This is a genomic window from Bacillus sp. 22446, from assembly GCF_052044955.1.
In the GTDB taxonomy this organism is placed as follows: Bacteria; Bacillota; Bacilli; order Bacillales; family Bacillaceae; genus Bacillus; species Bacillus altitudinis.
In genome coordinates, this window is the sequence record NZ_JBQEOD010000008.1 from 54,323 (window position 1) to 69,091 (window position 14,769).

Below are 14,769 nucleotides of genomic sequence, written 5' to 3' on the forward strand. Positions count from 1 at the left end.
CCCTTTGTCTTCTTTTCAGCGTGATAGAAAACCTTTGCAGTCTAGGAAGGACGAGCACTGGCACGGAGCGAATTTGACATTCGTGAGTACCAGCGCACAGGACTGACAAAGAATGCGAGGGTTTGTCTACACGCTGAAAGGAGAATTGCAAAGCGATTCTCCTCTTTTTATTGAGCAAGTCAACTATTTCTTTATTACATTTTTCTTTTTTTAAATCGCAAAGTCATAAACTTGACACATTTTATACACAGGAGTATATTTATCTCGTTGCTTCTTTTAGTATATCGTTATACCTTTTGTGAACATATCGTTATTTATCATATCAACTACAGTTAAAGATGGATCTTTTGATTCTGATCAAATCGAGGAAGTCCATCAACTTATGATAACTGTTATTATTTTTAATCATTTAGTAGAACGATGTACTTATTTGAAGAACAGATGAATATTCATTATTTTTTTCATCAATCACACAAGGGGTGTTGTGATGGACTTAATATTATTTACGTTTAAGGAAATAACAAAGGGTAACAAGAATTTGGCCCGAACAGGGTTTCAAATATAGGAGTGGGAACATGAAAAATCCATACATTAAATCATCACTTGGCATGTACTTAAACTATTTCATGCTAGGCATGATCAATATTATTGTGGCATCAAACATGGAAAGCTTATCTGAACGCTACCATGTAGATATTCCAAAAATCAGCTTGCTTGTTTCAGCAATCGGGATCGGTAAATTAATTGCTCTCTTTTTCTCTGGCCGGCTGGCAGACAGCTGGGGGCGAAAACCTGTCATTATTACAGGTAACTTTCTCTACTTATTATTCTTAATTGGGATTCCAATAACGACCAATTATACATTGGCTTTCATTTTCGCCATTTCCGCAGGGATTGCAAACTCATTGCTTGATTCAGGAACATATCCTGCTTTGACAGAATCATTTCCTAAAAAAGCAAGTTCAGCTTCTGTATTAGTGAAGGCGTCTGTATCAATTGGTGCGACTGTTCTTCCATTTATCTTGGCATTCCTTATTGCACATGACATCTTCTGGGGCTGGGCATTCTTTGGGCTAGGACTTCTTTATTTACTTGTAGGCATTTACTTGATCTTTATGCCGTTCCCAAATCATAAGCAAACGGCTTCTCAAAACGATCTTCCCGTTCAAGAGCAAATGAAGGAAGAACCGAAAATGTTTGGTGAAGGTTTAGCTGTTGTTCTTATGGGATTCACGTCTACTGCATTATTTGTCGTATGGCAAACTTGGCTTCCACAGCTCGGGTTGAAATTGATTGGGCTTGGCTCAGGACAAGCGACACAGCTTCTTTCTTATTTTAGTATTGGTGCACTCGTATCTGTTCTATTGCTTTCAATCGTATTAGATAAATTCATTTCACCGATTATGGTCGCCATTATTTACCCAATCGGGGCATTCCTTGCCATGCTTTCATTATTTCAAATCGAAACGTACGGCATTGTCATTGTTAGTACCTTTTTCTTAGGATTATTTACAGCCGGCATTTTCCAGTTGGCGATGAGTATTATGATGAAATTATTCCCTACAAACAAAGCAACGGCTTCATCATATGTCAACATTGCGGCAAGCTCAGCGTTTATCCTTGTTCCGCTGATTACAAGCGGACTCGTCAGCACGTACGATATTAAAATGACTTTATTTTTCGATATGATCATTGCGGTCATCAGCGTATTGTTAGCAGTCTTTGTTTTACGACGCATGAAAAAATTGTTTAGATAATTAAAGGAGATGTCAATCATGACAAACATACACGAACGTAATATTGATGGAAAAACAAAATTAGTCGGTCTTCTTGCAACACCAATCGGGCACAGCCTGTCACCACGGATGCACAACCTTGGCTATACACTAACAGGAATCAACTATGCTTACCTTGCTTTTGAGGTAGGAAATGATGAACTAGAAGCAGCAGTAAACGGGATGAAAGCAATGGGTGCAGCTGGATTTAACGTATCCATGCCGAACAAAATGAAAGTACTCGATTACTTAGATGAACTAGATGATTCTGCAAAATATACTCGCGCAAGCAACACAGTTGTGAACAAAGATGGCAAGCTGGTTGGTTACAACACAGATGGTCTTGGTTACGTAAGAAACTTAATTGAACACGGCGTTGAATTAGCTGGACAAAAGGTTACACTCGTTGGATCTGGCGGCGCTGCAACACCGATCGCCATTCAGCTTGCACAATCAGGTATTCGTGAAATTAGTATTTTTGCTCGTAATGATCAATACTTTGTTCAAGCAGAGGAAAATGTAAATTACATCAACAACGAAATGAAATCATTCGGTGTCAAAGCGAATATTTTCCCACTTGAAGACAAAGACGCTTTCCGTCGTGAAGTAGCTGAAAGTGCGATCTTAGCAAACGGGACAAGCCTTGGCATGAAACCATTAGATGAGCTCAGCATTATTGACGATACCCTTGATGTATTACGCAAAGACTTAATCGTGACAGATGTCGTCTACAACCCGCAAAAAACAAAACTTCTTGCTCAAGCACAAGAAGCTGGTGCCAAAACGATTAACGGTCTTGGCATGATGCTATGGCAAGGTGCCCTTGCGTACAAACTCTTTACTGGCGAGGATATGCCGGTTGAACAAGTGAAACAAATTCTATTTGAAAATGACCGTTTCTAAACGAAACACAGAAAAAAGACGACCTCCGCTTTGGAAGTCGTCTTTTTTTATTCGTGTATCATAATCCGGCGATATCGTTTGAGGATATACATCGCGCCGATGATCGCAACAACAGCGACACCCGCATCAAATATAAAGATTTGCAAAATCGTCGCGTGGGTTTCGATCAAACCAGTGACGACCGGAATCACAATGGCGGACACTCCGCCTGCTGTTGAGATAATTCCTGTCATCGTCCCTTTGTTTTTCCAGAAGAACTCAGCCATTACGGTTAACGTCAGCTGAAAAACACCCGCTGTTGAAAAGCCCAATACAAATGCATTGACGGTCCCAATGACTGGAGACTTCACGACCAATAGCACACAGATAGAGGCTAATGTAATAATCGGATAGAGTAGCAGCACGGTGACCGGACGAACAATGCGGCGCAAAAGAAATGCGAGCAATAAGACAGACAGCAAACCGCCCATGCTATAGTAACTAAGCAGCTTCACAGCACTGCCAGAAGCCATTCCCAATATTTCCTCACCGTACGTAGGCAGCCAAATTTGCGGCAATGCGTACAGACCATTTGATGTAAAACTGATCACAATCAGTGCGACCCCTTCTCTCCAAAACGTAGGCTCTGATGAGAAACGTGGAAGTCCATCATGCTCCGTCACCTGAACTTGCTCCACCTTGCGATGATTCGGAAATGGCAATGTCCACAGCATTATCACATTCACTAAATAGATAAAAGCAGGTACAAAAAACGCAAATCCATAAAACAGATCATGCTCTGCTAAAAAGAAAATAGCGAGCGGCAGAATGGTCGCCCCAATCGAAATAAACGCCTTCACCATCACATTTGCAGATCCCGAGTTTTGAGGAAAAGCTTCCATTAAAGCCGGATACGTCCCTGCATCCATCGCCGAATTCGCCACCCCTGCCAAAATCGCAAACGCAAACGCGATTTGATAATTCGGAGACAATGGGATTCCAATGAGGAACACTGCCATCAGCACCCCCGAAACCAAAATGACCGGCTTTCGTCCAAAACGATCTGACAGTACACCCGATAGACCATACGTGAGCACCCTGCCAATACCGAGTGCAGATATCATATAACTAATCCCCGCACTATTTGTATCTAATTGTTTGATCAAAAATGGCATATTAGAAGCCAAAATAATATTGACCATACCTAATAAAAAATAATTGATATAAAGACTAGAAGCCGTTCTCAAATACGGATTCCTCATGCTGACACACCCCTCAACACATTGCAATGAAGTGACAAATAATGGTTACGCTTACAAGATTCATGCGTGAGGAGAAACAGCTTTGCAACCTTCACGTACTTGAAACATCTCATCATTTCATGCAGCTTACATGCCCTTCATTTATCAAGCATCTCTTCAAATTTTCACTAGCTCTTATTTTATATGAATGTGAAAGGTAATGATAGTGAATTGCTTAAATTTGAGGGAAATGGTGATAGAAAAAAATCCCTCTAAACTCACATTCCCCAAAAACTAAACTCATAAAAATATTCTGTACGCTCTATGCATAATCCAAAATGAAAATCCTCTGCTATTAAAATGAAATCTCCGTATCCACTTAAAAATTTGGTTTGCTCAAGAAGTTGATTTAAATGATGAAACACTTCATCCACATTCACTAAAAGCGCTTCAATTTCATGATCTCGGAAAAAAAGCAATCTCCCTTGTTTAGGAGTCTCTTTTATCCTCCCGATCATTTCATTTAACATTTGTGTAGACTTTTCAATATGCTCTAGATAGTTGTCTCCATGTATTTGACTTTTATGTTCTCTCGATTGCAGGAAAGTAAATACCTTCTGACAAAAAAATTGATTCTCTTCGACCTCCAAAAAAGGGGGTTCTGGAAGTGTCATATAACTTAATTCGTTTATTAAGTGCTTTCTTCTGCTTTTTCTTTTTAAGGTTTCGATTTTAGTTTTTCCTTTATTATTCATAGGAGCACCTCCACAAGGCGTAAACATTGCTCTCTAGACATCTCCCCCTTGAAAATTCCACCAGGCTACACGGTGGAATGAACTGATTTCCAGATCAAAATTTCTGGATATAAATCTAGGAAATCAAGATAAATGGGGACTCTGTATAATTAAATGTACGTAATAATGAATCTTATGTTTGTTTAAAATCCGAATAAATACATTCCTACTTACTCTATTTACAATGTGACATTTTTCATCAGTGTAAATTAAATAATCTTGATCAGTTTAAAACCATTCAAGATCTTATTTCATCATTAAATTTCAGCAATAACAGACTAATTTGAATGTATTTTTGAAATGAAGTCTTGAAGAATTGTCTTTGCTGGTAGGTTTGCAGTAGTAGTCAACATTTGATTTATACGTTCTGTAATCTGAGGATGTTTCAGTACTATTTTTGTACCCTCTTCAATAGGATAACTTCGTAATGTATCAATACAAATCTCAAATAATTCAACATCATTAGTATTCAGCAAATCCAATAAAATATGAAGCTCATATTCATTGCACTCATTATCGAGACAGTACGCAATTTTCCGCTGCCACTCTATTGGTTTATGGAGTACCTGTTTTGATAGTTCTTCCCAATCGTTTAGGCTAAAAAACGAGAGTATCTCACTTACTAGTATATACCCTTCATCGTACCAAGAGTCTACCGTTGTATCAGCGGATAAAAGCTTATCCAGTTCTATATACATTTTTAATGCTCCAATTATGGTTCCACATATTTTTCTTTTTAAGCATTGTTTGGTTTTTATTCATTATCAGACCACCACCATCAAGCATGTACTGCTCTTAGAAACGGCAAAACAGAGGAGTACTAGCTTTATTAAACTCGTAGAAATACATACAGTTTTATTTCCACCAGTTAGATGTAATTTCTTTTAAATGAAATTCTATAAAATCTATCACTTTGCTATAGTCATCAGAGCTAAACTCCTGAATAGGATTGTCCCAATCTGTATTTTTAACTATTAGAACAAGATAGTTGCCATCTGAAGATAAATCGGGATACCAACCTAAGTCCAATGTTATTGATGATTTCTCATGATAAAGCTGTAACAAACTTTCAGTGAACATAAACCATCTTTCATCTTCTGTTTCTAACTTTCTAGGGTCAATTTCCCAAAAATGATTATAACGGACATTCCAACCTTCAGTTATCCTCAAGGGATGGATGTTTACTTCCGGAATATCAAGTTTCACATGCTTTCTCATCTTTATCCGACCTCTTTGTTAATTTTATAGTTATTTTATTCCTAATTTGTTTAAATACTTAGTTAATCTATCACCAGCTATTGGATGACCGTGATACACATTACCACTCGTTAGTTCTCCTCTAATCCAACTAGTAGATTTTCCATTATCATAACCAACAACTTTACCAGTATCATAAATGAAGTAAAAATTATTATTGCCATTATCAATGATATGCCCTCTTTGGAGAGCTTCTTTTTCTATCACTTTATTATTTATTTCAGGTAGGTATTGAGCATTTCGTCTTCCGGTTTCACTAAAACGCTTCGATTCTTCAGCAGTTCTAGCCTTTAAATGCTTATTATCATGATGAGAGTATACTGCACTATTTATCTTTATTCTAAAATCTTTTCTACCATAATAACTTTTATGAGCAATTTCATCATGCCTTTTTGAAATATTAGGTATACCTGAACTCTTTACACCCATCTTCCCATGAAATCCTTTCGCCCCAAATGGCAAAAGCATCCCCAAAGCCGCATTCATACTCGCTTCCTGCTGTTCTTTCGAGATCTTATTCCCAAACATATCTCGACCCGTAATCGCTTCGCTGAAGCCATTGGTCGCCGTAAGACCGTATAAGCCTTTTTGTGATGTTTTCAACGCATCAAAAGATTTTTGTGATGTCTTGTAAATGTCGACTGCTCTGACTGCGGCGGACGTGGCTTGAGTCGTTTTATAGACGGCTTTTCCGCCTTTGAAAATACGTCCTGCCCAGCCGACAATCGGGATGTATCCTGCTGCTGCCATGCCGCCTGCGGTGAGTTCTTCACCTGTGATCGGACCGAAACCTGTTGCGCACGTTTTTGCATCGTTCACACCTGTCAATTCATTGATAATATTTCCTCCGTAATCAAGAGCTTTTTCATACCACGGACGGTTGGCGAGTGCTTCTTGTTCCTTTGCAATTTTGCGAGCTTCTTCTTGATCTTTTTTGATTCTTAGATATTCAGAAGTTTGCTTCTCAATAGTGCTCAATGCGTTCGTTTTGCTTGTCTCTATCATACGATGATCCACTCAGGAAAAAAAATCCCCCTTTTGTCGGCTTTTTCTCGGCCTCTGCAATGCAAATAAAAAAGTGCCCATAAAGATGGACACTCTAGTTTTAAAAATCATATTCAAAATCGATGTCATATAAATCAACCCATTCAACAAAATCAGGCATAGTTTTTGTACTTAAAAAGTGGTGAACAATTCTATATGCTTCTTCTCGAGTTACATAACTGCATGATGGTACCTTCATTGGTTCTCCACCAACCAAATGCTCTATTGTTTCTATTTCAACATCCTTTTTCAAAGGGACTAAATAATTAGGATGTCTCATGATAAAGAATCCATATGGCTCATCATAAAAGAAAATAAGCCATTCATCTTCTCCTTCTATCTCAAAACAAGAATCTCCACTTCCTTGTTTCCAATAATCCGCTTCTTTTTCAAAGAAAATATTTTTAATAAATTCTTCTTCTGGGTTTTCAACTGATTCTTCAACTGGTCCAATGTATACAATCATGAGCTTTTCCCCCTAGAGAAAGAACGTCAAAAAGCATCCATTGCCATCTGAGCAAGTAAGTGCTTTATATTAATCAATCTACGTATTCTGCTGTACCAATAAACTGTAGTGTGTACTCACCTTTATTTACTGAATTAACAGCCAAACCGTCTTTCTCATAATTATAATTATAAATTAAAATAATGGTATTATACTTAGAGTTTAATTGGATATCATTAAATTGTTTTATCAATTGATCATCATATGAGAAATCAACCAGAAGTTCTTTTAAATCATCTTCAGCTTCTGGAATCCAATCCTTTTCAATTAAACTCCTATCATAGTAACCCAGTTTAAATTCTTTCTCAAAAACAGATGGAATGCTATCACCATCATCGTTATACATAACTTTTGTGTAATTTTCCACCTCATCAAAATCACTAAAGTTTCCCAACCACAAAGAAACATCATTTTTCATTGTATTACCTCCTTAGCCCTTCCGGTAAATCCTGAACTCCATTTTTCATTCGTTTACTCGCCCATTCATTTAACTCTCTAACAAAACTTTCATAATCAGGAGCATTATCAATAATTTTTAATATTTCATTATGTGCTTTAGTAGAGCCCCGTCCTCCATGCCGTCCAGGAGGATTGACAAATTCAACATCTTTAGTTAGCGTCCTCAATTCTTTTATGCGATCCATACTCACATCCCACTTTTTAAATTGAGGTGTTCTTGCTACAAGATGCCACTCGTGGTAGCCTCCTGGTTGTCTGATTCTATCCTCAATTTTACTTCTCAAAGCAGGAACATTCCACGCTTTCTCAAATTCATCGACAGATAATTTATCAAACCACTTATTAAATTCTTTATTTCTAACAGAAGGGATATCAGTGCTCTTGCCAGCACCCTTTACCCCCATTTTCCCCTGAAAACCTTTCGATCCAAACGGTAAAAGCATTGCAAGCGCCGCATTCATACTCGCTTCCTGCTGTTCTTTCGAGATCTTATTTCCAAACATATCTCGACCCGTAATCGCTTCGCTGAAGCCGTTTGTTGCGGTGAGGCCATATAAGCCTTTTTGTGATATTTTCAACGCATCGAAAGACTTCTGTGATGTCTTGTAAATGTCGACTGCTCTGACTGCGGCGGACGTGGCTTGGGTCGTTTTATAGACGGCTTTTCCACCTTTGAAAATACGCCCTGCCCAGCCGACGATAGGGATATAACCGGCTGCTGCCATGCCACCTGCAGCGACTCGTTGGCCTGCCGTAAGCTCTTCGCCTGTGATTGGATCGACGCCCGTAGCTGCACGTTTTGCATCATTCACACCGGTTAGCTCATTGACAATGTTTCCCCCATAATCAAGGGCTTTTTCATACCAAGGACGGTTGGCGAGCGCTTCTTGTTCCTTTGCAATCTCGCGGGCTTCTTCTTGTTCTTTTTTGATTTTGAGATATTCAGCAGTTTGCTTCTCAATATCGCTTTTTGCCTTATAGATTTCACTATCTTGAAATGCTTTTTTGTCAAAATTCATAGGTGAAATGGATTTCCCATCATTCGTGGCATTGATCATTTCTGCATACAATGCCATTGTAGCCTTCTCCTCAGTCTCTGACAAAGCATATTCATCTTTTAGATTTTGATCAAGCTCTATTAAATCTTTAACCGTTTTCTTCCGTTCATCTTCCGCATCTGCAATCTTTTCGTCAAAGGTTTTACTATCAAATACCTCCAGAGAAATGAGGTCATCAATATCTTGAAAAATCGTTTTGAGTGCCTTTTTTTGATCCTTCACGATGCTTTTGGCATTCTTGATTCCCATATGTACAGCGTTGTCTAAAAAGTGTTCTTCTACAAAGGTGTCGCCGCCAAAATTTGTATCATCAAGTGTCCCAGAAACACCTTCATGAAAGGCTTTTTGTTTATCAATGAAGCTAATAAACATGTCCACATTTCCGGCGAGTTCTTTGTAGAAGCTTTTAATGTTATCGGCACCTTTTCCAGTGAAGTCGTCACCGAGATTGGCAACACCTTGAAGTGCCTTTTTTAAATCTATCATTTGTTCACGGAGTTCCTGATAGTGTTTTGCCCTTGTATCCATGGCACTGGTTAGTGCTTTTGCATCAAGTATCTTGCCCAGATTAAGCCACTCCCTCCATTATTGATCATAAAGTCTATTTTACCGTGACCTCCAAAACGGAAAAATAGGCTAAATGACATAAAAAATGGAATGGACTCTCTATTCAATTTACCCTCTACAATGGATAAACGAGTTTATCCATTGTAGAGATCTAGAAAAGGCCAGACAGTTCATTATACTCTGTCTAGCCACATGTTCACGTTACTTATAATCATTGATTGGTCCTTTATCCATCAAAACATCGATCTCATTTGAATATTTCATTTTTAACTTCGGTCTACGCTCAGAGTTTGGTTTACTGTAAAGCTCTAGTGGACGGATGATCACGCCATCATTTGTGTTTTGAAGAATACCTGGAACACAAGAATAAATCCGATCATTGTCATTTGCATGTTTCGCGTGAATCGTGACAGACGTTCCTTGATGATTATCGATACTCATAGACACTCTATATCTATAGAAAGAACCTGTTCCATTTGATTGAGCAGAGTAAACAACGGGAACCACCGCAAGGATATCATCATTTAACCTTAGTTTAATGACTTCTGTTTTCATTGATTCACGATCTCTACCGACATCTCCCATATGCTCAACAGCCCCGTTACCGTAACTTTTGAGAGCGGGAACACCTTTTGCACCAAACATGGCCACATCTATTTGTTTTCCTGATTTCGTATAGACCAATGCGTAAATATCATAATCGGTTCCAGACTCCCAAGATACTGTAGCCGTAATCTCTGGTGTTTTTTCAATGATGATCGGTTTATGACCTTTGTCTAGACTAATTTTACCTTGAACTTTCTCTAAGCTAATAGGTGCAGCGACTTTCTCTTTAGCGGCTGTGTTCATTGGAGCAGGCTCATTAATTTGTTTTTCAGAAACCATTTCAGGAGGTGTAGAAACATCCTGTTCATCAGGTTCAACCTCTACCCCATAAAGCTTGCATAGCCCTTCCAATCCAGAATCGAAGCCACGCCAGATGGATCGTGCTTTCGTTTCACTATTTCTTATGTATAGCTCTACTACGACAATACCCTTTTCATTTGTAAAGCTAACTGGTGTTAGGTATAGCACCTCATCACCTGTTCGAATTTCTGCTTGCAGATTCTTCACATGAGAAAAGCCGATTCCTCGATCCTCTGTTAGTGTAATAGCCATCTTTGTGATTCCGACAGGCACTTTGCTCATATCAAAATTCAATTGATGTCTTTTCAACTGATCTGATATCTCTGCTGGTAAAAGTGTCGCGACACCCGTAGTACTCTCCGGCTGATTGTAAAAAATAATGCCATTATCTCCTTGAACTAGATTTGAATCTGTTAAGAGAAACGCCGTTAAAGAAATATCAATTGCAGATGACACTTCATAACTGATGGATAATTGCCCCTTTGGAGAGTTTAGTACGGTATTGGCACCCATTTGCAGAGTTTGATTCATTTCAACAACTCCTATTCTTTATCTACCATTTATCGTTTTTATAGACCAATTATACCAAATAGTGCAATAGAACCTATTAATATCTTTCTCTCTTTTCATCTCTGCAATGATATGAGACAATGCCACCTAAAAACAAACTACTCTCGAAAGGAGAATCAATGTGTATAAAAAAATCATCCCAGCTGTTACAGTGATATTCGGTTTTTGGATTCTTCTTCAATTAGCATTTAGTATCAATATCTTTCACAATCCAATGAATTATTTTATTGTGATCACTCTCTTTTTTCTTTGTATTCAGGCTACATTGAAGCATAGGAAATAAAAAAACCCGGACAAGCGCATCCCACGCTCATCCGGGCCAGTCATTTCTTTATTACACTTCTTCACCATTCGTTGCGATGACGTTTTGATACCAAGTAAACGAATCTTTTTTAAGACGATTCATTGAACCATTACCTTCGTTATCGCGGTCAACATAAATCATGCCGTAGCGTTTTTTCATTTCACCGGTTGTGAATGACACGATATCAATGATGCCCCAAGGTGTGTAGCCGATGAGGTCCACACCGTCATATTCAACCGCTTTTTTCAGTGCTTGAATATGAGAAGCGAGATATTGAATTCGCTCTGGGTCATGAATAGAGCCGTCTTCTTCCACTTGATCAATGGCACCAAAGCCATTTTCCACAATGAATAGCGGGATTTGATAGCGATCGTAAAAACGATTCAATGTATATCTTAAGCCTGTCGGATCAATGGACCAGCCCCAGTCGCTTGATTTGATATACGGATTTTCTACACCATGTGGCAGTGCTCCATTGACAATGTCTCCGTTGTGATCAGATACTGCATCGCTTTTGACCGTTGTTGACATGTAGTAGCTAAAGCCAAGGTAATCTACTTTTCCTTTTCTTAAACTTTCTTCATCGCCTTCTTCAAATGGAATGTGATAGCCTTCGCGCTCAAATTCTTTTAACGCGTAGCTTGGATAGTAGCCACGCACCTGGACATCTGGGAAGAAATAGCGCTGTCTCATATATTCTTCTGCCAGCATGACATCCTCTGGGTTTGAGGAATATGGATAAATTGGCACGTGGGACACCATCGCTCCAATTTGAAAGGACGGATTGATCTCTTTTCCTTTTGCCACTGCCCATGCACTTGCAAGCAATTCATGATGGCCCGCTTGATACATGACTTCTTTGGCATTTTCGCCTTCTTTGACAGATACCCCTGAATTTGTCCAAAGGAACAACGGGTTGTTGACGTCCATTTTGTTATTGATCTCATTAAATGTCATCCAGTACGTGACCTTGTCTTTGTAACGATTGAAGCATACTTCCGCAAATTTCGCGAAATATTCAGCGACTTTTCTGCTTCGGAATCCGCCGTATTCTCTTGCCAAATGAAGGGGCATTTCAAAGTGAGACAACGTAATGACAGGCTCGATTCCATGTTTAATCAGCTCATCAAACACATCATCATAAAACTGTAAGCCTGCTTCATTCGGCTCATCTTCATCCCCTTTAGGGAAAATTCGGCTCCAGCCGATCGATGTTCGCAAGCATTTTAATCCCATTTCAGCAAACATGGCGATATCTTCTTTGTAACGATGGTAGAAATCAATGGCTTCATGGTTTGGATAAAAAATTCCTTCTTCTATCGTTTCCGTGATCTGTCTTGGTACACCATGAGCACCTGCTGTCATCACATCTACAACACTCGGCCCTTTGCCAGCTGCATTCCATCCACCTTCGAATTGATGAGCGGCTAATGCCCCACCCCATAAGAAATCTTTTGGTAAAGTCATTATCTATTCCTCCTATTTCACAATTGTCATCATCACGTCAGTTGGCTGACATGTCGAACGTTTCTCTACAATCACATCTTCGTATGCTTGGGTATTGGTAAGGATAACAGGTGTGATTGTTTGTAATCCTTTGCTTTCAATTGCTTCCTGATCAAATGTCATCAACAAGTCACCCTTTTTCACCTTGTCGCCTTCTTTGATATTGAGTGTAAATGCCGATCCATCTAGAGAGACCGTATCAATTCCTACATGAACAAGTAACTCTACACCAAATTCAGAACGCAGACCAATCGCATGTTTTGTTGGTGCAAGCATGACGACACTGCCGTCAAACGGTGCAAACAGTTTGTTATCGGTCGGATGAATGGCAAAACCTTTCCCCATCGCCCCAGAGCTAAATACAGCATCTGGCACTTCAGATAACGGAAGCACTTTTCCTGTAAGTGGAGCCGTGATCATTTCTTCATTGTTCATAGAAGTATTTGGCGTTTCTCCGTCTTGATCTTTAACAGGTGTTTCACCAGCTGACTGTTCTACTGTATCTTCTCCATATCCGAACATTTGAATAAGCACAACTGGTAAAATGAGCGCAATGGCCACACCAATCAAAATACCAATGATAGACGTTGGATAATCTGCACTGATTCCGTTCACAATGGTCAGCGGGCCAGGTAGTCCTGCATATGCAAAGTAATAAGGCGTAAAGAAGCTGGCCACAACGGCACCGACCGCTCCAGAAATACACCCAAAAATAAACGGCTTTTTAAAACGTAAGGTGACACCGTAAATCGCAGGCTCCGTAATACCGAAGAGTCCTGTGATTCCAGCTGAAACCCCAACTTTCCGTGTTTCCCGATTTCTTGCTTTTAAAATAACTCCCAGCACCGCACCGACTTGAGCGATAACAGCGATGGTTTGATATGCCTGAAAGGAGTCACGTCCATATTGTTCAAAGTTCGCAAGTACCATTGGCGTGATGCCCCAGTGAACACCGAAAATCACGAGTACTTGCCAGAAACCGCCGATAATGGCCCCTGCCAGAGCTGGTACATTTTCAGCTAAAACATTGTATCCGTTTGCAATCCCATTTGCACCTGCTGTCGAAAGAGGACCGATTAATAGTATGGTTAACGGAACCATGACGACCATACATAGAAATGGGACAAATAGCGGTTTGACAACCTCATGAATTCGTTTGTTTAAGAATTTTTCTACATAAGAAAGAATCCATACTAAGAAAAGCGGTGGCAAGACGGATGATGTATAAACCGTTTCAGATAACGCAATCCCTAAAAAGGTCACACCTTCCCCTGATGCTACACGTCCAGCAATCTCTGTCCAAGAAGGACTGACAAGCGCTGCTGTACAAGCAACCGCAATATACATATTCGTTTTGAAATGCTTGGCTGCAGTTATCGCAATGAAAATGGGCAAGAACGTAAACGGTGCCCAAGAAATAAAGCTAAACACTTCATAAGTGCCTGTTTTCGAGAAGCTTGGAAATATCAAATTTATTAAGATAAGTGCACCTTGCAAAATACCAGCTGCGGCTAAAATATACACAAATGGCGCAAACACAGCGGACATGGTCGCAATGACCCGATTCAGTATCGTTCCTTTGTTTTCATTCGGCTGATCATCATCCGACGTTTGGAGCTGAACCAGGTTGGAAAAATGCTCATATACCTCACCTACATGCTGACCGATCACAACCTGAAACTGACCACCGTTTTCCACCACTGTAATGACGCCAGGCATGGCGTTGACTGCTTCTTTTGCCTTTGGATTAGAACGCTTCAGCACCAAACGCAGCCTCGTGGCGCATCTTGCGGCACTCACCACATTTTCTTCTCCGCCAACTGCTTCTAAGATGTCTTCTGCAAGCTTTTGATAATCCCTCACTTTTGACATATAACCCCCCCTTTATCACTACTAGTATA

The 14,769-nt window shown here is 39.6% G+C and carries 12 protein-coding genes and 1 pseudogene; 2 read left to right on the forward strand and 11 right to left on the reverse strand.

Features of this window, described 5'->3' with window-relative positions:
• Positions 1–575: 575 nt before the first annotated feature.
• On the forward strand, positions 576–1,757 hold the full coding sequence (locus ACTJJD_RS14795) for an MFS transporter (protein ID WP_024720467.1): 1,182 nt from the start codon (positions 576–578) through the stop codon (positions 1,755–1,757).
• A gap of 18 nt (positions 1,758–1,775) precedes the next feature.
• Positions 1,776–2,678, forward strand: coding sequence for a shikimate 5-dehydrogenase (locus ACTJJD_RS14800; RefSeq protein ID WP_008344408.1), 903 nt, complete (start codon positions 1,776–1,778; stop codon positions 2,676–2,678).
• A gap of 47 nt (positions 2,679–2,725) precedes the next feature.
• On the opposite strand, the gene ACTJJD_RS14805 is transcribed toward ACTJJD_RS14800, so the two are convergent.
• The 11 genes and pseudogenes from ACTJJD_RS14805 to ACTJJD_RS14855 all read right to left on the reverse strand — a co-directional run bounded on the left by ACTJJD_RS14805 (position 2,726) and on the right by ACTJJD_RS14855 (position 14,740).
• On the reverse strand, positions 2,726–3,919 hold the full coding sequence (locus tag ACTJJD_RS14805) for an MFS transporter (protein WP_440608592.1): 1,194 nt from the start codon (positions 3,917–3,919) through the stop codon (positions 2,726–2,728).
• A gap of 257 nt (positions 3,920–4,176) precedes the next feature.
• Positions 4,177–4,653, reverse strand: a complete 477-nt coding sequence (locus ACTJJD_RS14810; protein WP_317328348.1) for a YxiF family protein — start codon at positions 4,651–4,653, stop codon at positions 4,177–4,179.
• A gap of 317 nt (positions 4,654–4,970) precedes the next feature.
• Positions 4,971–5,390: a hypothetical protein gene (locus ACTJJD_RS14815; protein ID WP_317328349.1), complete on the reverse strand. Its 420-nt coding sequence runs from the start codon at positions 5,388–5,390 to the stop codon at positions 4,971–4,973.
• Positions 5,391–5,547: 157 nt separating this feature from the next.
• A complete protein-coding gene (locus tag ACTJJD_RS14820; protein ID WP_035390066.1) occupies positions 5,548–5,910 on the reverse strand; it encodes a hypothetical protein in 363 nt (120 codons plus the stop codon).
• Positions 5,911–5,940: 30 nt separating this feature from the next.
• Positions 5,941–6,930 (reverse strand): annotated as a pseudogene (locus ACTJJD_RS14825) (pre-toxin TG domain-containing protein); the annotation flags it as partial.
• Positions 6,931–7,054: 124 nt separating this feature from the next.
• Entirely contained in the window at positions 7,055–7,459 is a 405-nt protein-coding gene (locus tag ACTJJD_RS14830; protein WP_135010079.1) for a hypothetical protein, read from the reverse strand.
• A gap of 73 nt (positions 7,460–7,532) precedes the next feature.
• Positions 7,533–7,916, reverse strand: a complete 384-nt coding sequence (locus ACTJJD_RS14835) for an immunity 22 family protein (RefSeq protein WP_135010081.1) — start codon at positions 7,914–7,916, stop codon at positions 7,533–7,535.
• Between the two features lie 4 nt (positions 7,917–7,920).
• The gene (locus tag ACTJJD_RS14840; protein WP_440608593.1) at positions 7,921–9,543 is read right to left on the reverse strand and encodes a ribonuclease YeeF family protein; all 1,623 of its coding nucleotides are present in this window, start codon (positions 9,541–9,543) and stop codon (positions 7,921–7,923) included.
• 240 nt (positions 9,544–9,783) lie between these two features.
• Positions 9,784–11,019, reverse strand: a complete 1,236-nt coding sequence (locus ACTJJD_RS14845; RefSeq protein ID WP_058336393.1) for a TerD family protein — start codon at positions 11,017–11,019, stop codon at positions 9,784–9,786.
• Positions 11,020–11,392: 373 nt separating this feature from the next.
• Positions 11,393–12,832, reverse strand: coding sequence for a 6-phospho-beta-glucosidase BglA (gene bglA, locus ACTJJD_RS14850; RefSeq protein WP_317329556.1), 1,440 nt, complete (start codon positions 12,830–12,832; stop codon positions 11,393–11,395).
• A 9-nt stretch (positions 12,833–12,841) separates the two neighbouring features.
• On the reverse strand, positions 12,842–14,740 hold the full coding sequence (locus tag ACTJJD_RS14855) for a beta-glucoside-specific PTS transporter subunit IIABC (protein ID WP_212047478.1): 1,899 nt from the start codon (positions 14,738–14,740) through the stop codon (positions 12,842–12,844).
• Positions 14,741–14,769: the final 29 nt, after the last annotated feature.

Coding starts and splice junctions, on each gene's coding strand:
- ACTJJD_RS14815 (WP_317328349.1), bottom strand. CDS start 5,390: ATGTATATAGAACTGGATAAGCTTTTATCCGCTGATACAACGGTAGAC.
- ACTJJD_RS14855 (WP_212047478.1), bottom strand. CDS start 14,740: ATGTCAAAAGTGAGGGATTATCAAAAGCTTGCAGAAGACATCTTAGAA.
- ACTJJD_RS14800 (WP_008344408.1), top strand. CDS start 1,776: ATGACAAACATACACGAACGTAATATTGATGGAAAAACAAAATTAGTC.
- ACTJJD_RS14805 (WP_440608592.1), bottom strand. CDS start 3,919: ATGAGGAATCCGTATTTGAGAACGGCTTCTAGTCTTTATATCAATTAT.
- ACTJJD_RS14830 (WP_135010079.1), bottom strand. CDS start 7,459: ATGATTGTATACATTGGACCAGTTGAAGAATCAGTTGAAAACCCAGAA.
- ACTJJD_RS14835 (WP_135010081.1), bottom strand. CDS start 7,916: ATGAAAAATGATGTTTCTTTGTGGTTGGGAAACTTTAGTGATTTTGAT.
- ACTJJD_RS14810 (WP_317328348.1), bottom strand. CDS start 4,653: ATGAATAATAAAGGAAAAACTAAAATCGAAACCTTAAAAAGAAAAAGC.
- ACTJJD_RS14845 (WP_058336393.1), bottom strand. CDS start 11,019: ATGAATCAAACTCTGCAAATGGGTGCCAATACCGTACTAAACTCTCCA.
- ACTJJD_RS14795 (WP_024720467.1), top strand. CDS start 576: ATGAAAAATCCATACATTAAATCATCACTTGGCATGTACTTAAACTAT.
- ACTJJD_RS14820 (WP_035390066.1), bottom strand. CDS start 5,910: ATGAGAAAGCATGTGAAACTTGATATTCCGGAAGTAAACATCCATCCC.
- ACTJJD_RS14840 (WP_440608593.1), bottom strand. CDS start 9,543: ATGGATACAAGGGCAAAACACTATCAGGAACTCCGTGAACAAATGATA.